The sequence below is a fragment of the Cryobacterium algoritolerans genome, from assembly GCF_004402785.1.
Lineage (GTDB): Bacteria > Actinomycetota > Actinomycetes > Actinomycetales > Microbacteriaceae > Cryobacterium > Cryobacterium algoritolerans.
This window is the reverse complement of the sequence record NZ_SOFP01000016.1, coordinates 41360-55236: the sequence shown is the minus strand read 5'-3', so window position 1 is coordinate 55236 and position 13877 is coordinate 41360. Positions and strand designations below refer to the sequence as shown.

Here is a 13877-nt window from a genome sequence, read left to right as displayed (position 1 = left end):
CTAGGGGCGCCCCTGGGCGCCGATCGGCACCGGCGTGGCATCGACGATGCGGGTGACGATCTCGTCAATCAGGGGGGTGGCATTCTGGTGGTGATGTCCGAGCACCCTGGTACTGGCGACGAGGCGGTGACCGAGCACCGACACGGCCAGCGAATCGATGTCGTCGGGCAGCACGTATTCTCTGCCGTTCAGCGCGGCCTGCGCCTTGGCCGCACGGATGAGCTGCAGGGTCGCCCGCGGGCTGGCCCCGAGGCGCAGGTCCCGGTCTTCACGGGTCGCCCGCACGAGGTTGACTGCGTATTGCTTCACCGCGCCGGACGCGAACACGGCCCGCGCCGCGGTCATCATTCCTCGCAGCTGGGCTCCGGAGACCACGGCGGTGATGCCCGCCAGTGGGCTCGAGGTGTCCCGGGAGTCGAGCATGGCCAGCTCGGACTCCTTATCGGGGTAACCCATGGAGATCCGGGCCATGAAGCGGTCGCGTTGGGCCTCCGGCAGCGCGTAGGTGCCCTCCATCTCGATCGGGTTCTGGGTGGCCACCACTGTGAAGGGTGGTGGCAGGAGGTAGGTGGAGCCGTCGACCGTGACCTGGCGTTCCTCCATGCATTCGAGCAGGGCGGATTGGGTCTTGGGGCTGGCCCGGTTGATCTCGTCGCCGATGACGATGTTGGCGAAGATGGCGCCCGGTTTGAACTCGAATCGCCGGTCGAACTGGTTGAACACGGACACACCCGTCACATCGGACGGGAGCAGGTCGGGGGTGAACTGGATCCGGCTGACCGTGCAGTGCACGGATTTGGCCAGGGCCTTGGCGAGCATGGTCTTTCCGACGCCGGGGACGTCCTCGATCAGGAGGTGACCCTCCGCCAGCAACACGGTCAGTGCCGTCTTGACCGCCGCATGCTTGCCGTCGATGACGGTTTCGACGTTGCGGATGATCGCCCGCGCCGACGCCTCGACAGCGGCGAGGTCCATCGGCGTCTCAATCTCGGCCTCGTCGTCGTACCCGTCCGCAGCGCCGACCGCGGTCCCGGCGATCGCCGGACCCGTCACCACTCGGACGGGCGCTGCCTTCACACGGGTGCCTTCTGCAGGAATTCAGCGACGACACGGGGCACGTACGGCGTGATGTCCCCGCCGAGCGCGGCCACCTGGCGCACCAGGGAACTGGAGACGTGCGCATTGGCCGGGTTCGGCAGCAGGAAGACGGTTTCCACGGCTGCGAGGTTGCGGTTGACGATCGCCATCGGGGTTTCGTAGGCCACGTCGACCTGGGAACGAATGCCCTTCACGAGCACGCTGGCGCCGACCTCGAGGCAGTAGTCGACGAGCAGACCCATGCTCCACGACGCGACAGTGATGTTGTCCGGCAGGCCGGCATCCCTGATGGCCAGCTGCAGCAGCGACACCCGCTGGCTGATCGGCAGGAGGGCCGACTTGTCCGGGTTGTGCACGACGAGGACATGCAGTTCGTCGAAGAGACCGGCCGCCCGTTCGATCACGTCGAGGTGCCCCAGTGTGACGGGGTCGAATGATCCAGGGACGACGGCGATCCTGCGCATACGCTTCACCCTAGCCCCACACCGTGAACAGCGCCTGCGCGTGGGGCAAGTGTGCGGCAAGCTCCGAGGCGGCCGCGTCGGCTCGTCGTCAGAGCGTCGTCAGCTCTTCGTCAGCGATGCCCGTTCGGAGTCGTCGAGCCGCCGCCGCACCGCGTCGCGCAGCGCCGGAACGCTCTCCAGTTCGGGGTCGCATTCGATCAGCGCCTGCGCGTGGCCCCTCGCCTCCCCGATCAGATCGCCGTCGGTCACCACCCGGAGCAGGCGCAGCGAAGACCGGCCGCCGGACTGGCTGCTGCCGAGCACATCGCCCTCCCGGCGCAGCTCCAGGTCGACCTGAGCGAGTTCGAAGCCGTCGAGGGTCGCCGCGACGGCCTCGACCCGCTCCCGGGACACCGACTCGGCCTCGGCGGTCGTGACAAGCAGGCAGAGCCCGGGCACTCCCCCGCGCCCGACCCGGCCGCGCAGCTGGTGCAGTTGGGAGACGCCGAACCGGTCGGCGTCCATCACCACCATCGCCGAGGCGTTGGGGACGTCGACGCCGACCTCGATCACGGTCGTGGCCACGAGCACGTCGATCTCTCCGGAGGCGAACGACCGCATGGTCTGGTCCTTCTGTTCACTGGTCATCCGGCCGTGCAGGGGTTCGATCCGCGCCGAGGCGAAGATCGGCTTGGCCCGGAGTTCGGCGAGCATCTCCTCGACGGAGGCCGGCGCCCTGGCCTCCGGGTCGAGCACCTCACCCTCCTCTAGTTGCTTGGGCGCGATGGCCGGGCACACCACAAAGGCCTGCCTGCCCAGCGCCAGTTCTTCCGCAAGCCGCTGCCAGACCCGGGTCGCCCAGGCCGGTTTATCGCCGAGAGGCACGACGAAGGTCTCGATGCCCTGCCTCCCCTCGGGGAGCATGGTGATCGTGCTCACGTCGAGGTCGCCGAAGACCGTCATCGCAATCGTGCGCGGGATGGGGGTCGCGGTCAACACCAGTACGTGCGGCGGCACGGCCCCCTTCTGCCGCAGGGCCTCACGCTGGTCGACGCCGAAGCGATGTTGTTCGTCGACGACGACCAGACCGAGGTCGAAGAAGGTGACCGTGTCGCCGAGCAGCGCATGGGTGCCGATGACGATGCGGGACTGGCCGGACACCGCCCTCAGCATGGCCTTCCGGCGATCGGCGACGGGCAACTGCCCGGTGAGCAGGGTGGGCATGAGTTGCACGGCAAGATCCGGTCCGAGGGCACGCACGATCGAGCGGAGGTGCTGCCCGGCGAGGACCTCGGTCGGGGCGAGGAACGCGGCCTGCCCGCCGGAGTCGGCCACCGCGAGCATCGCCCGGAGCGCGACGACAGTCTTGCCGGAGCCGACCTCACCCTGCACCAGACGGTTCATCGGGGCGTCCCCGGCGATGTCACGAGCGATCTCGTCGCCGACGACGGCCTGGTCACTCGTCAGGGTGAACGGCAGGGCTGCATCGAAGCGTTCGAGGAAGCCGCCGGGCACCGGTACCCGCGGCGTCGCTTTCTGGGCGCGGGCGGAATTTCGCTGTTGCACCAGGGCGGTCTGCAGCACCAGGGCCTCCGTGAAACGGAGCGTGTCCCTGGCTCGGCGCCAGTCCGAGTCTGTCTCGGGACGGTGGATGAGTTCGAGGGCACTGGCGTGCGACAGGAGACCCCGCTCGGCGCGGAGTGAGGCCGGGATCGGGTCGGGAACGCGCCGGATGACGTCCAGGACGACCTCCACCGTCTTCGTGATCTGCCAGCTCGTGATGGCGTTCGTGGCCGGGTAGATCGCGATCGGTTGTTCGATCCAGAGTTTCGCTGCCGCGGCATCCGTGGGCATGTCGGGTTCGTCGTCTTCTCCCGCGCCGAACAGCCGATACGTCGGGTGGGTGAGCTGCAGGTGGCCCCGGTAGTCGGACACCTTACCGGCGAACATGCCGCGCATGCCCGGTGCGAGTTGCCTGGCGCGCCAGGACTGATTGAAGTAGGTGAGGCTGAGGATGCCGCGGCCGTCGGAGATCTTGACCTCGACGATTGAGCCCTTGCGGGCCTTCATCGGACGTTCCTCCACCGTGCGAATCTCGGCGATGATCGTCACTGTCTCGTCGAGCGGCAGGTCGCTGATCGCCGAGAGCTCGCCGCGGCGGGCGTATCGTCGCGGGTAGTGGCTGAGCAGCTCGCCGACAGTGACGATGCCGAACGCCTTGGTGAGCGCGGTCGTTGTGCGGCCGCCGACGACGTTCGCCAGCTTCGTATCGAGTGAGACGGCATCGGGTGAGACGGCATCGGGTGAGACGGCAGGGGTCTCCGCGGCAGCCGATTCGGTCATGGTTCGATCGTAGGCGCGACCCCTGACACTCCGGTCGCGTCGGTCGGCTCCGCCGGGGGGACGACATCGGCCGCGTCGGCGGCCTGGGCGAGCAACGCCAGTTCGGCGCGCACGAATCCGTCGTCTGGCCGCTCGGCCGCCAGCTGCTGTTGCAGGACCCCGGCCTCGTCCAGCCGGCCGAGGGTACGCAGGCAGCGCGCGACGGCCCAGCGGCCCAGGTGGCGCTGTTCATGGGTGCCGACGGTCTCCGCCGCACGCAGCGCCGCCTCGAACTCGGGGAGGGCCTCTTCCGGCCGGCCGGAGTCGTGAAGGAACCAGCCGATGTTGTTGTGCAGCGCGACTCCCCAGCGCCGGATCCGGTCATCCGTGGCCGCGTCGACGAGCGCGAGACCCTCGGCGGCCCACTCCTCCTCGTGCCCCGCGTCGGAGACGGCCAGCATGTGCAGGGCGTCAAGGGCGAGGAACTGGGCCCCGGCGGATGCCGCCTTCCGCACAGCGAGGGTGAAGAAGGGCACCGCGTCATCGGGCCGGTCCATGCTGCGCAGGAGACGACCGTGTTCGAGAGCGGCGCGGGCCTGCAGACGGTCGGAGGGATCCTCCGTCGCCCCCTGCACCGCGGCGAGCACGGCAAGACCGTCGTCGAAACGGCCGAGGAGGCCGAACGCCCGGGCGAGCTGGGTGGCGAACTCGGCGCGTCCGCCTTCGTCGCGGCCGGTGTCGTCTGCGGCCTGTTGGAAGCGCTGGGCGGACGCCGCAGCGTCGCTGAAGTCCCAGAGGGAGTCGAGGAGAGCCTGGCTGACCGGTCCGGTCTTCTGCGGTGCCGGGCCGGGCTGCGCGCTGCCCGAAGGCGGAGGCTGGTCCACCGCGAACGCTGATGTATCGGTCACCGGTCCATCATGGCATCCGGCGCCCTCCCCCCGCAGCCGGCGAAAGGGCAGCGGCGATAGGCTCGAAACCTCATGACGCGAATTGTCGCCGGGTTTGCCGGTTCCCTCCCCCTCGCGGTGCCGAAGACCGGCACCCGGCCCACCAGCGACCGGGTGCGCGAAGCCATCTTCTCGGCTCTCGACGCCCGGGACATCGTGCGCGGCGCCCGGGTGCTGGACCTGTATGCGGGTTCGGGGGCGCTGGGGCTCGAGGCCGCGAGCCGAGGAGCACGCATCGTGACGCTGGTCGAGAACAGCTTCGGGGCCGCCCAGCTGTGCCGCAAGAACACGAATGCCGTGTTGCGCGCCGCGCCGAAGAAGAACGCGCCGAAGATCACGGTGACCTCGCAGGCCGTGCAGTCATTCCTCGCCGCCACCGGGGAGGGCTTCGACCTCGTCTTCCTCGACCCACCGTACGATCTTCCGGAGGCCGAACTCGGGCACAACCTGGCCTCGCTCGCCGCGGTCCTCGACGAGGACGCCCTCGTGGTCGTCGAGCGCAGTTCCCGCTCCCCCGAACCTGCCTGGGGCCCCGGCCTCGAGAGTGAACGGCGGAAGGACTACGGCGACACCACCGTCTGGTATGCCTCTCCGGTCGTCGCCCCGCCGCAGGCCTGACCGCCGCGCCCGTTTCGGCAGCCCGCGACCGCGGATGCCGGGGCGGCCTGCCGAAACCGGCGCGCCCGTCCCGCGAGGCAGTGTGGGATCCGAGGCTCAGCCCGCCGCGCCGTCCCAGCCGCGGTACGGGTCCCAGCCGCCCTGAGTGTGCGGTGTTCCGTCGACCAGTACCACTCCAGCCGCGGCCGTGACGACCCCGAGGCAGCGGAAACCGTCCGGCAGCAGAGCGCCGGCCGGGAATGTGGCCAGCAGTCCGTGGTCCTCGCCGCCGCCGAGTGCACGCTCGACCTGCCCGCCCAGGGCGCTCGAGTCGAAGTCGATCCCCACGCCGCTCGCCCGCGCGATCCGGCCCGCGTCGATGGCCAGGCCGTCGGACACGTCGAGCATCGCGGTTGCCCCGGCGAGCGCGGCGGCGGGGCCGCGGCCGATCGGCGGCTCCGGAGCGAGCTGCGCTCCGATTTCCCGCGGATGCCTCTCCCGCAGTGCCGCGGCGAGCGCGGCATCCGGAGTGCCGTCGGCGTCGACCCCGAGCCGGAAAAGCAGGCTGAGCCCCCATCCGGCGTCCCCGAGCCGCCCGGCAAGCGCCACAACGTCGCCTGGGCGAGCCCCGGAGCGCAACACGGGCTCGCGTCCCTCGAGGTCGCCGAACGCCGTCACGGCCAGCGTCAGGGCGTCGGAGGCGGACAGGTCGCCGCCGACGACGCCGCAGCCGGGGGCGAGCGCCTCGCAGCCGTCCCTGAGCCCGTCGGCGATCCCCTCGATCACCCAGATCGGAGTGGACGGAGGTGCCGCGATGGCGACGACGAGTGCGGTCGGTCGTGCGCCCATGGCGGCGACATCCGACAGGTTCGTTGCGGCGGCCTTCCACCCGAGATCGTGCGGGGTGGACCAGGCCAGCCGGAAGTCCGGACCCTGGATCATCATGTCCGTTGTCACTACGTAGCGCCCGTCCGGTGCCCGCAGCACGGCGGCGTCGTCCCCCGGCCCGAGCAGTTGGGCGTCGGAACCGGGCAGTCGAGGGAAGATTCGGGCGAGCACCTCGCCCTCGCTCAGGTCAGCGAGAGTCTCGCTCGAGGGAAGCGGTGCGGCCGCAGCATTCGTCATGCATCAAACGGTAGCCTGAATGCAATGACTCTCCGTTCCCGCCGCGTCCGTACCGGCCTCACGATCACGCTCGTCGCCGGCTCCGTTCTGCTGACCGGTTGCACAGCGATCGTGCCGCTCAAGCCGTCCAAGGATGCCGCCAACCCGACGTGCGCCGACCTGATCGTTCGCCTGCCGACCGCCGTAGCGTCGCTGCCCGAGCGCGAGACGAACGCGCAGGCCACCGGCGCCTGGGGCACCCCGGCCGCCGTTCTCCTGCACTGCGGGGTCACCGTCCCGGTGCCCACCACGCTGCCCTGCCTCAGTGTCAACGGCATCGACTGGATCGAGGAGGACTCCGAGGCACCGCTCTACCGGTACACGACCTACGGCCGAGACCCGGCAACCGAACTGGTGATCGACTCGGGCAAGGTCAGCGGATCGACCGTCCTGGTCGACCTCGCCAAGGCCGTGTCCGCCATCCCCGCCACCAAGCAGTGCCTCGGCGTGGAAGACCTCACCATCCCCACCGACGGCGGCACAGCCGTCCCCGCCCCGTAGCACGTCGACTGCAGGCAGGCCTCCCTGGCCGGGCTCAGGACGAACGCACCCCGCGGCGACTGAGGGCTACCTCGATCAGCTCGTCGATCAGCTGCGGGTAGGTGAAGCCACTGGCGAGCCAGCAGCTGGGGAACATCGAGATCGGCGTGAACCCCGGCATGGTGTTGATCTCGTTGATCATCCAGCCGTCCCTGGTGTGGAAGAAGTCCACCCTGGCCAGGCCGGCACCGTCGATGGCCTCGAACGCGCGAATCGCCAGCCTCTGCATCTCTGCCAGTTCGGACGCAGTGAGATTGGCCGGGCAGACCAGGTCGATGCCTGGCGCGCCCAGGTACTTCGCGGCGAAGTCGTAGAAGTCGCGGCCGCTGACGAGCACCTCACCGGCGACGGATGCCCGGGCCGGCTCCCCGCGGCGACCCTGCAGCACCGCGATTTCGAGTTCGCGCCCGACCAGGCCGGCCTCGATCAGCACTTTGTCGTCTTCGGCGAGTGCGACCCGCATCGCCTCGGCGAGCTGGTCCCTGGTCGACACCTTGCTGACTCCAACGCTGGACCCGGCCCTGGCCGGTTTGACGAACACGGGAAGCCCGAGTTCCTCGACCGCCGCGTGGGCCATCCCCGGCGCCTCGGCCCAGTCATCCGCCGTGATCGTGCGCCACGGCGCGACCGGAAGGGACGCCTGCTGGAAGACCGTCTTGGTGAAGTGTTTGTCCATGCCGAGCGCCGACGCGAGCACGCCTGAGCCCACGTAGGGCAGGCCGGTGAGTTCGAGCAGGCCCTGAACGGTACCGTCCTCGCCGAACGGCCCGTGCAGGATCGGGAAGACCAGGTCGACGTTGCCCAGCGAGCGGGCGCCGAGCCCGGCGCCGTCGGTGACGGTCACCTGCCGGCTGAGGGTGCTCTCCGGCCAGCGCACCCGGCTGCCGTTGTCGAAGACCTCCGGCAGTTCGGTCGCGTTGAGCGCGAACCGGGCAGGGTCGTCTTCCTCGAGCACGAAGGCCCCATCCCGGGTGATCCCGATCGGGATGACGTTGTATCGTTCGCGGTCAATTGCCGCCAGGACGCCGCCCGCCGTGGCGCAGCTGATCGAATGTTCGCTTGACCGACCCCCAAAAAGCAGCGCCACCGTGAGCTTGTGAGTCATCGATCGTCCTTTCGCCCTGCGGCTCATCCGAGTCCGTGGTCAGGTGCGGGGCGAGGTCCCGCGGTTTCAGAGTACCGGCCAGCACCTGGCGGACCTGCTCGACGATGGGCATGTCCACCCCCTTGGCACGGGCAAGGTCGAGAATGGGTCCGACCGAGGCGAGGCCTTCGGTAGTCTGCTGCATCTGCTTGACGACGTCCGTGATGCCGTAACCCTGGCCGAGTAGCCGGCCGGCTGTGTTGTTCCGAGACAACGGTGACTGGCAGGTCGCGATCAGGTCGCCGAGCCCGGCCAGCCCGGCCAGCGTCTCCGGGTGGGCGCCGTAGGCCACGGCGAAGTCGGTCATCTCGACCAGGCCCCGCGTGATGATCGACGCCTTGGTGTTCTCGCCGTAGCCGACCCCGTCGACGATGCCGATGGCGACCGCGATCAGGTTCTTGAGCACACCGCCGAACTCGGTGCCGATGACATCCGTGTTGACGTAGGAGCGGAAGTAGCGGTTGGTGGCGAGCACGGCGACCGCGTGGGCGGTTTCGAGGCTGTTCGAGGAAACCACGGCCGCGGTCGGCTGCTCCCTGGCGATCTCGAGGGCGAGGTTGGGCCCGGAGATGGCCGCGATCAGGTCGGGGTTGATCGGCAGGACCTCGGCGATGATCTCGCTCATCCGCATGCCGGAGCCACGCTCGACTCCCTTCATCAGAGAGACGACGATCGCGCCGGGCGCGAGGAACGGCTCGGCGAGGATAAGGTTCTCCCGCAGCGACTGGCTCGGCACCGAGACGAAGACCTGTTCGGCGCCGGCGAGGGCAAGGTCGAGCCGTGAGGTGGCGCGCAGGCCGGCCGGCAGGTTGATGCCGGGGAGATAGTCGCTGTTGCGGCGCGCCTCGGTGATCTCCCTGGCCAGTTCGGGGCGGCGGGCCCAGAGCACGACGTCTGCTCCCCCGTCGGCGAGGATCTTCGCGAACGTGGTACCCCAGCTGCCGGCACCGAGAACGGCGACCCGCTTGCCTGGCTGAACCTTAGGCTTCAAAACGGCCGGTCTCTTTCTGGTCGTGCTCGGCGGGATTCCAGCGCTTCACGGGCGCTTTTTCCCCGCGGAGGTCTTCGAGCAGGTGGGTGATGGCTTCCATGACCACGGTGGTCGCTTCGTTCAGGGTCGCCGTGTCCAGGTTGCGGCCGCGGAACTCGTCCAGGTCGATCGGATCGCCGATCTTGACCAGGACCGTCTTGCGCGGAAACACGCTGAGCCTCTTGGAGTATCGCGGCATCAGCGCCTGGGTGCCCCAGTGGGCGACCGGGACGATCGGGATGCCCTGTTCGAGGGCGATCCGCACCGCCCCCGTCTTACCGCGCATCGGCCACAGCCCTGGGTCGCGGGTGAGCGATCCCTCGGGGTAGACGACGACCATCTGGCCGTTGCGGACGAGCCGTTCGGCGGCCTTGACCGGTTCGTTGCCGCGCACGGCTCCGCCGCGGGAGACCGGGATCTGACCTGACTTGCGCAGCAGCACCCCGATCACGGGGATCGAGAACACGGATGCCTTGGCCATGAACCGGGGCGCCCTTCCCAGCTTCCAGCTCAGCACTCCCATCACCAGCGGGTCGATTTCGCTGAAGTGGTTGGGCGCCATCACGAACGCGCCCGACCGCGGGAACTTGCCGCCATCCGTGATTCGGTAGCGCACCGACAGGTTGATCAGCGGCAGCACGAGGACCGCCAGCACCCAGAAGACCGACGGCCGGGTGGTCTCCGACCCCTCCCTGATCCTTGTCACGCGTTGTTTCTGCTGACGCTGCTCTGGCTGGGGCTCTTGATCGGGAACTGGCACAGGCCCATTATCCTTCGAGATCGAAGTCAGCCCCCAACAGTTCCAGCTTGGTGATGAAGTTCTCGTAGCCGCGGCTGATGATCCCCACGTTGCTGACGGTCGAGGTACCCTCCGCGGTGAGCGCGGCAATCAGGTGGCTGAACCCGCCGCGCAGGTCGGGAACCTCGATGTCGGCGCCGTGCAGCTTCGTCGGCCCGGTGATGACGGCCGAGTGGTTGAAGTTGCGCTGGCCGAAACGGCACGGGTGCCCGCCGAGGCACTCACGGTGGATCTGGATCGTCGCGCCCATCTCGACCAGTGCGTCGACGAATCCGAACCTCTGCTCATAGACGGTCTCGTGCACGATCGAGACACCGTGCGCGTGGGTGAGCGCGACCACGAGCGGCTGCTGCCAGTCGGTCATGAAGCCGGGGTGCACATCCGTTTCGATGATGACCGGCTTCAGCTCGCCGCCCGGGTGGTAGAAACGGATGCCGTCGTCGTGAATCTCGAAGGCGCCGCCGACCTTGCGGAACACGTTGAGGAAGGTGAGCATCTCAGCCTGCTTGGCGCCGCCGACGAAGATGTCGCCGTCGGTGGCCAGGGCGGCGGCGGCCCAACTGGCCGCCTCGTTCCGGTCGAACAGGGCGCGATGATTGTAGCCCTCGAGCCGTTCGACGCCTTCGATCCGGATGACCCGGTCGGTGTCGACCGTGATGATGGCGCCCATCTTCTGCAGGATGTTGATGAGATCCATGATCTCGGGCTCGATCGCCGCGCCCTTGAGCTCGGTGATGCCCTCTGCGCGCACGGCGGTGAGGAGAACCTGCTCCGTCGCGCCGACACTCGGGTACGGCAGGGACACCTTGGTGCCCTTGAGACCGTTCGGTGCGGACATCCGGATGCCGTTGGGCTGTTTCTCGACCACGGCGCCGAACTTGCGCAACACGTCGAGGTGATAGTCGATCGGGCGGTCGCCGATGCGGCAACCACCCAGGTCGGGGATGAACGCCTCGCCGAGGCGGTGCAGCAGCGGCCCGCAGAACAGGATCGGGATGCGGGAGGAGCCGGCGTGGGCGTCGATCGCCGCGAAGTGGGCGCTCTCGACGTCGATCGGGTCGAGCAGAAGTTCGCCGGGCTCGGCGCCCTCGGTGACCTTGACGCCGTGCACCTCGAGCAGCTCGCGCACAATGCGCACGTCGCTGATGTTCGGCACGTTCTTCAGCAGGCTCGGGCTTTCCCCGAGCAGGGCGGCGACCATGGCCTTGGTGACCAGGTTCTTCGCGCCCTTCAGCTCGATCCTGCCGCGCAACGGAATGCCGCCGCGGATGGTGATCTTGTCGCCTTTCAAGCCCACGGCCGCACCCCAGTTCTGGGCGTTCTGGGCGTTCTCGCGGCTCTGATCGTCTTCACGCTGCTGTGCGACTTCACGATTGCGCTCGATATCGCTGACTGTGCTCACTGATTTACCTGCTTCGCGGGGAGTGTTCGGGGTCGCCAGGACTCCCGATCGGATTCGAATTTTGAGATCCGCGCCTCGTCGCGCAGGGTCAGGCCAATATCGTCGAGGCCTTCAAGAAGGCGCCAACGGGTGTAGTCGTCGATCACGAACGGGATCCTCAGATCGCCGACCCGTGCAGTGCGGGCAACCAGATCCACGGTGAGTTCCACTCCCGGGTTGGCCTCGATGATGTCCCAGAGCTGCTGGGCGTCCGCCTCGGTGATCTGGCCCGCGAGGAGCCCCTGCTTGCCGGAGTTGCCCCGGAAGATGTCGCCGAAACGGGGGCTGAGCACGACGTCGAAGCCATAGTCGCGCAGTGCCCAGACGGCGTGCTCGCGGGAAGAGCCTGTGCCGAAGTCGGCGCCGGCGACGAGCACCCGGGCGCCCTGGTAGGCCGCCTGGTTGAGGACGAAATCGGGGTCTTGTCGCCAGGCTGCGAAGAGGGCGTCGTCGAACCCGGTCTTGGTGACGCGCTTGAGGTAAACGGCCGGGATGATCTGGTCCGTGTCGACGTTCGAGCGGCGCAGCGGCAGCGCGATCCCCGTGACGGTCGTGAACTTTTCCAAGTCAGTGATCTCCATCCTCGATCAGGTCCCACGGGCTGGACAGGGTGCCGCGGATCGCGGTGGCTGCGGCGACGAGCGGGGACACGAGATGCGTTCGTCCGCCCTTGCCCTGCCGGCCCTCGAAGTTGCGGTTGCTCGTCGAGGCGCATCGCTCCCCCGGGGCGAGCTGATCTGGGTTCATGCCGAGGCACATTGAGCAGCCGGCGAACCGCCACTCGGCGCCGAAGTCGGTGAAGATCTTGTCGAGACCCTCGGCCTCCGCCTCGATCCGCACCCGGGCGGAACCGGGCACGACGAGCATCCGCACGCCGTCGGCGAGGGAGTGTCCCTTGACGATCTCTGCAGCAGCGCGGAGGTCTTCGACCCGGCTATTGGTGCAGGAGCCGAGGAAGACGGTGTCGACCCTGATCTCCTTCATCGGGGTGCCTGCGGCGAGGTCCATGTACTCGAGGGCGCGCTCTGCGGCGGCGCGTTCGTTCGCGTCATCGATGTCGGCCGGGTTGGGCACTGTCGCGCTGAGCGAGACGCCCTGGCCCGGGTTGGTGCCCCAGGTGACGAAAGGTTCGAGGGCGTCAGCGTCGAGCACGATCTCCGCGTCGAAGACGGCGCCCTCGTCGGTCGGGAGGGTGTCCCAGTAGGTCACGGCGTCGTCCCAGTCCTGGCCGGACGGCGCGTGTGCGCGGCCCTTGAGATAGGAGTAGGTGGTCGCATCCGGAGCCACCATGCCGGCCCGGGCGCCGGCCTCGATCGACATGTTGCAGATCGTCATCCGGCCCTCCATTGACAGGTCCCGGATGGCGCTGCCACGGTATTCGAGCACGTAGCCCTGTCCGCCGCCTGTGCCGATCTTCGCGATCACGGCGAGGATGATGTCCTTGGCGGTGACACCAGGTCGCAGGGTGCCGTTGACGGTGATAGCCATCGTTTTGAACGGCTGCAGCGGCAGGGTCTGCGTGGCCAGGACGTGTTCGACCTCGCTGGTGCCGATACCGAGGGCCATCGCCCCGAAGGCGCCGTGGGTGGAGGTGTGCGAGTCGCCGCAGACCACGGTGATCCCCGGCTGGGTCAGCCCGAGCTGCGGTCCGACGACGTGCACGATGCCCTGCTCGATGTCGCCGAGGGAGTGCAGGCGGATGCCGAACTCCTCGCAGTTGCGGCGCAGGGTCTCGATCTGGATGCGGCTGGTGGGGTCCGCAATGGGCCGGTCGATCGCCAGGGTCGGGGTGTTGTGGTCTTCCGTGGCGATGGTCAGATCGGGGCGTCGCACGGGACGGCCTGCCAGGCGGAGACCGTCGAAGGCCTGCGGGCTGGTCACCTCGTGCACGAGGTGCAGGTCGATGTAGATGAGGTCGGGCGTACAACCCTCGCCCTTGGCGACGAGGTGCTTGTCCCAGACCTTCTCGGCCAGGTTCCGCGGCCGTCCGCCCGTCAATGTGCCCGTCAATGTTGCGTCAGTCATGTTTGTGCGTCTTCCTCAGGATTGATGGCAGCCAACGACGGACTCCGCGACGAGGGAGGCCTCAGAACTGGGACTCGTCGCGGCAAAGAAGAAGAAGTCGACCAAACAGCACTCCGACAGGCTAACACTTTGCCTGTCCCTGGACTGGAAGCGACCGTCATTCGCGAGCGACGGTGACGCCGAAATTGACCAGGATCAGGCGTGAACCCAATTCGGGAGATCCTCGCAAGCCCGGGTCGAGATCGGTCACACCGCCGACACGGGCCATGATCGCCGGGGAAACCGTCGCCGCGGAGCGACATCCGCTTTCTTGCCGGCCAGGCGCAG

At 68.4% G+C, this 13877-nt stretch carries 13 protein-coding genes; 2 read left to right on the top strand and 11 right to left on the bottom strand.

The genetic code is table 11. The features are described 5' to 3' along the window. From E3O19_RS03975 to E3O19_RS17930, 4 genes are all read right to left on the bottom strand, one after another. The gene (locus E3O19_RS03975) at positions 1-975 is read right to left on the bottom strand and encodes an AAA family ATPase (protein WP_134565509.1); all 975 of its coding nucleotides are present in this window, start codon (positions 973-975) and stop codon (positions 1-3) included. 98 nt (positions 976-1073) lie between these two features. Then, a complete protein-coding gene (coaD, locus tag E3O19_RS03970) occupies positions 1074-1562 on the bottom strand; it encodes a pantetheine-phosphate adenylyltransferase (RefSeq protein ID WP_134565444.1) in 489 nt (162 codons plus the stop codon). 99 nt (positions 1563-1661) lie between these two features. Further along, complete coding sequence (locus tag E3O19_RS03965) at positions 1662-3884, bottom strand: ATP-dependent DNA helicase RecG (RefSeq protein WP_134565442.1); 2223 nt, start codon at positions 3882-3884, stop codon at positions 1662-1664. After that, positions 3881-4771, bottom strand: coding sequence for a tetratricopeptide repeat protein (locus tag E3O19_RS17930; RefSeq protein ID WP_174776890.1), 891 nt, complete (start codon positions 4769-4771; stop codon positions 3881-3883). Before E3O19_RS17930 ends, E3O19_RS03965 begins: the two co-directional genes overlap by 4 nt. A gap of 72 nt (positions 4772-4843) precedes the next feature. Here E3O19_RS17930 and rsmD point away from each other — a divergent pair, with 72 nt between their 5' ends. After that, positions 4844-5428, top strand: a complete 585-nt coding sequence (rsmD, locus tag E3O19_RS03955) for a 16S rRNA (guanine(966)-N(2))-methyltransferase RsmD (protein WP_134565440.1) — start codon at positions 4844-4846, stop codon at positions 5426-5428. Positions 5429-5524: 96 nt separating this feature from the next. Here rsmD and thiL read toward each other — a convergent pair whose 3' ends face one another. Further along, on the bottom strand, positions 5525-6532 hold the full coding sequence (gene thiL, locus E3O19_RS03950) for a thiamine-phosphate kinase (RefSeq protein ID WP_134565438.1): 1008 nt from the start codon (positions 6530-6532) through the stop codon (positions 5525-5527). Between the two features lie 24 nt (positions 6533-6556). Between thiL and E3O19_RS03945 the strand changes: the two genes are divergently transcribed. After that, complete coding sequence (locus tag E3O19_RS03945) at positions 6557-7072, top strand: DUF3515 family protein (protein WP_134565436.1); 516 nt, start codon at positions 6557-6559, stop codon at positions 7070-7072. A 34-nt stretch (positions 7073-7106) separates the two neighbouring features. Here the strand turns inward: E3O19_RS03945 and E3O19_RS03940 are convergent, their stop codons facing one another. From E3O19_RS03940 to leuC, 6 genes are all read right to left on the bottom strand, one after another. Next, positions 7107-8216, bottom strand: a complete 1110-nt coding sequence (locus E3O19_RS03940) for a D-alanine--D-alanine ligase family protein (protein ID WP_134565434.1) — start codon at positions 8214-8216, stop codon at positions 7107-7109. Further along, positions 8119-9246 (bottom strand): NAD(P)H-dependent glycerol-3-phosphate dehydrogenase, encoded by a 1128-nt coding sequence (locus tag E3O19_RS03935; protein WP_134565432.1) that lies wholly within the window; start codon positions 9244-9246, stop codon positions 8119-8121. The genes E3O19_RS03940 and E3O19_RS03935 overlap by 98 nt, the downstream gene beginning before the upstream one ends. Next, positions 9236-9991, bottom strand: a complete 756-nt coding sequence (locus E3O19_RS03930) for a lysophospholipid acyltransferase family protein (RefSeq protein WP_134565430.1) — start codon at positions 9989-9991, stop codon at positions 9236-9238. The genes E3O19_RS03935 and E3O19_RS03930 overlap by 11 nt, the downstream gene beginning before the upstream one ends. Positions 9992-10052: 61 nt before the next feature. After that, positions 10053-11381 carry a UDP-N-acetylglucosamine 1-carboxyvinyltransferase gene (murA, locus tag E3O19_RS03925; RefSeq protein ID WP_134565506.1) on the bottom strand — a complete coding sequence of 443 codons (1329 nt, stop codon included), beginning with the start codon at positions 11379-11381 and terminating at the stop codon, positions 10053-10055. Between the two features lie 101 nt (positions 11382-11482). Next, positions 11483-12091, bottom strand: coding sequence for a 3-isopropylmalate dehydratase small subunit (leuD, locus tag E3O19_RS03920; RefSeq protein WP_134565429.1), 609 nt, complete (start codon positions 12089-12091; stop codon positions 11483-11485). A 1-nt stretch (position 12092) separates the two neighbouring features. Further along, positions 12093-13550 carry a 3-isopropylmalate dehydratase large subunit gene (gene leuC, locus E3O19_RS03915; RefSeq protein ID WP_134565427.1) on the bottom strand — a complete coding sequence of 486 codons (1458 nt, stop codon included), beginning with the start codon at positions 13548-13550 and terminating at the stop codon, positions 12093-12095. Between the last annotated feature and the right edge of the window lie 327 nt (positions 13551-13877).

What these genes read in the sequence shown, in the direction of transcription:
- E3O19_RS03975 (WP_134565509.1), bottom strand. Translation starts at nt 975, where the DNA reads ATGGACCTCGCCGCTGTCGAGGCGTCGGCGCGGGCGATCATCCGCAAC.
- coaD (WP_134565444.1), bottom strand. Translation starts at nt 1,562, where the DNA reads ATGCGCAGGATCGCCGTCGTCCCTGGATCATTCGACCCCGTCACACTG.
- E3O19_RS03965 (WP_134565442.1), bottom strand. Translation starts at nt 3,884, where the DNA reads ATGACCGAATCGGCTGCCGCGGAGACCCCTGCCGTCTCACCCGATGCC.
- rsmD (WP_134565440.1), top strand. Translation starts at nt 4,844, where the DNA reads ATGACGCGAATTGTCGCCGGGTTTGCCGGTTCCCTCCCCCTCGCGGTG.
- thiL (WP_134565438.1), bottom strand. Translation starts at nt 6,532, where the DNA reads ATGACGAATGCTGCGGCCGCACCGCTTCCCTCGAGCGAGACTCTCGCT.
- E3O19_RS03945 (WP_134565436.1), top strand. Translation starts at nt 6,557, where the DNA reads ATGACTCTCCGTTCCCGCCGCGTCCGTACCGGCCTCACGATCACGCTC.
- E3O19_RS03940 (WP_134565434.1), bottom strand. Translation starts at nt 8,216, where the DNA reads ATGACTCACAAGCTCACGGTGGCGCTGCTTTTTGGGGGTCGGTCAAGC.
- leuC (WP_134565427.1), bottom strand. Translation starts at nt 13,550, where the DNA reads ATGACTGACGCAACATTGACGGGCACATTGACGGGCGGACGGCCGCGG.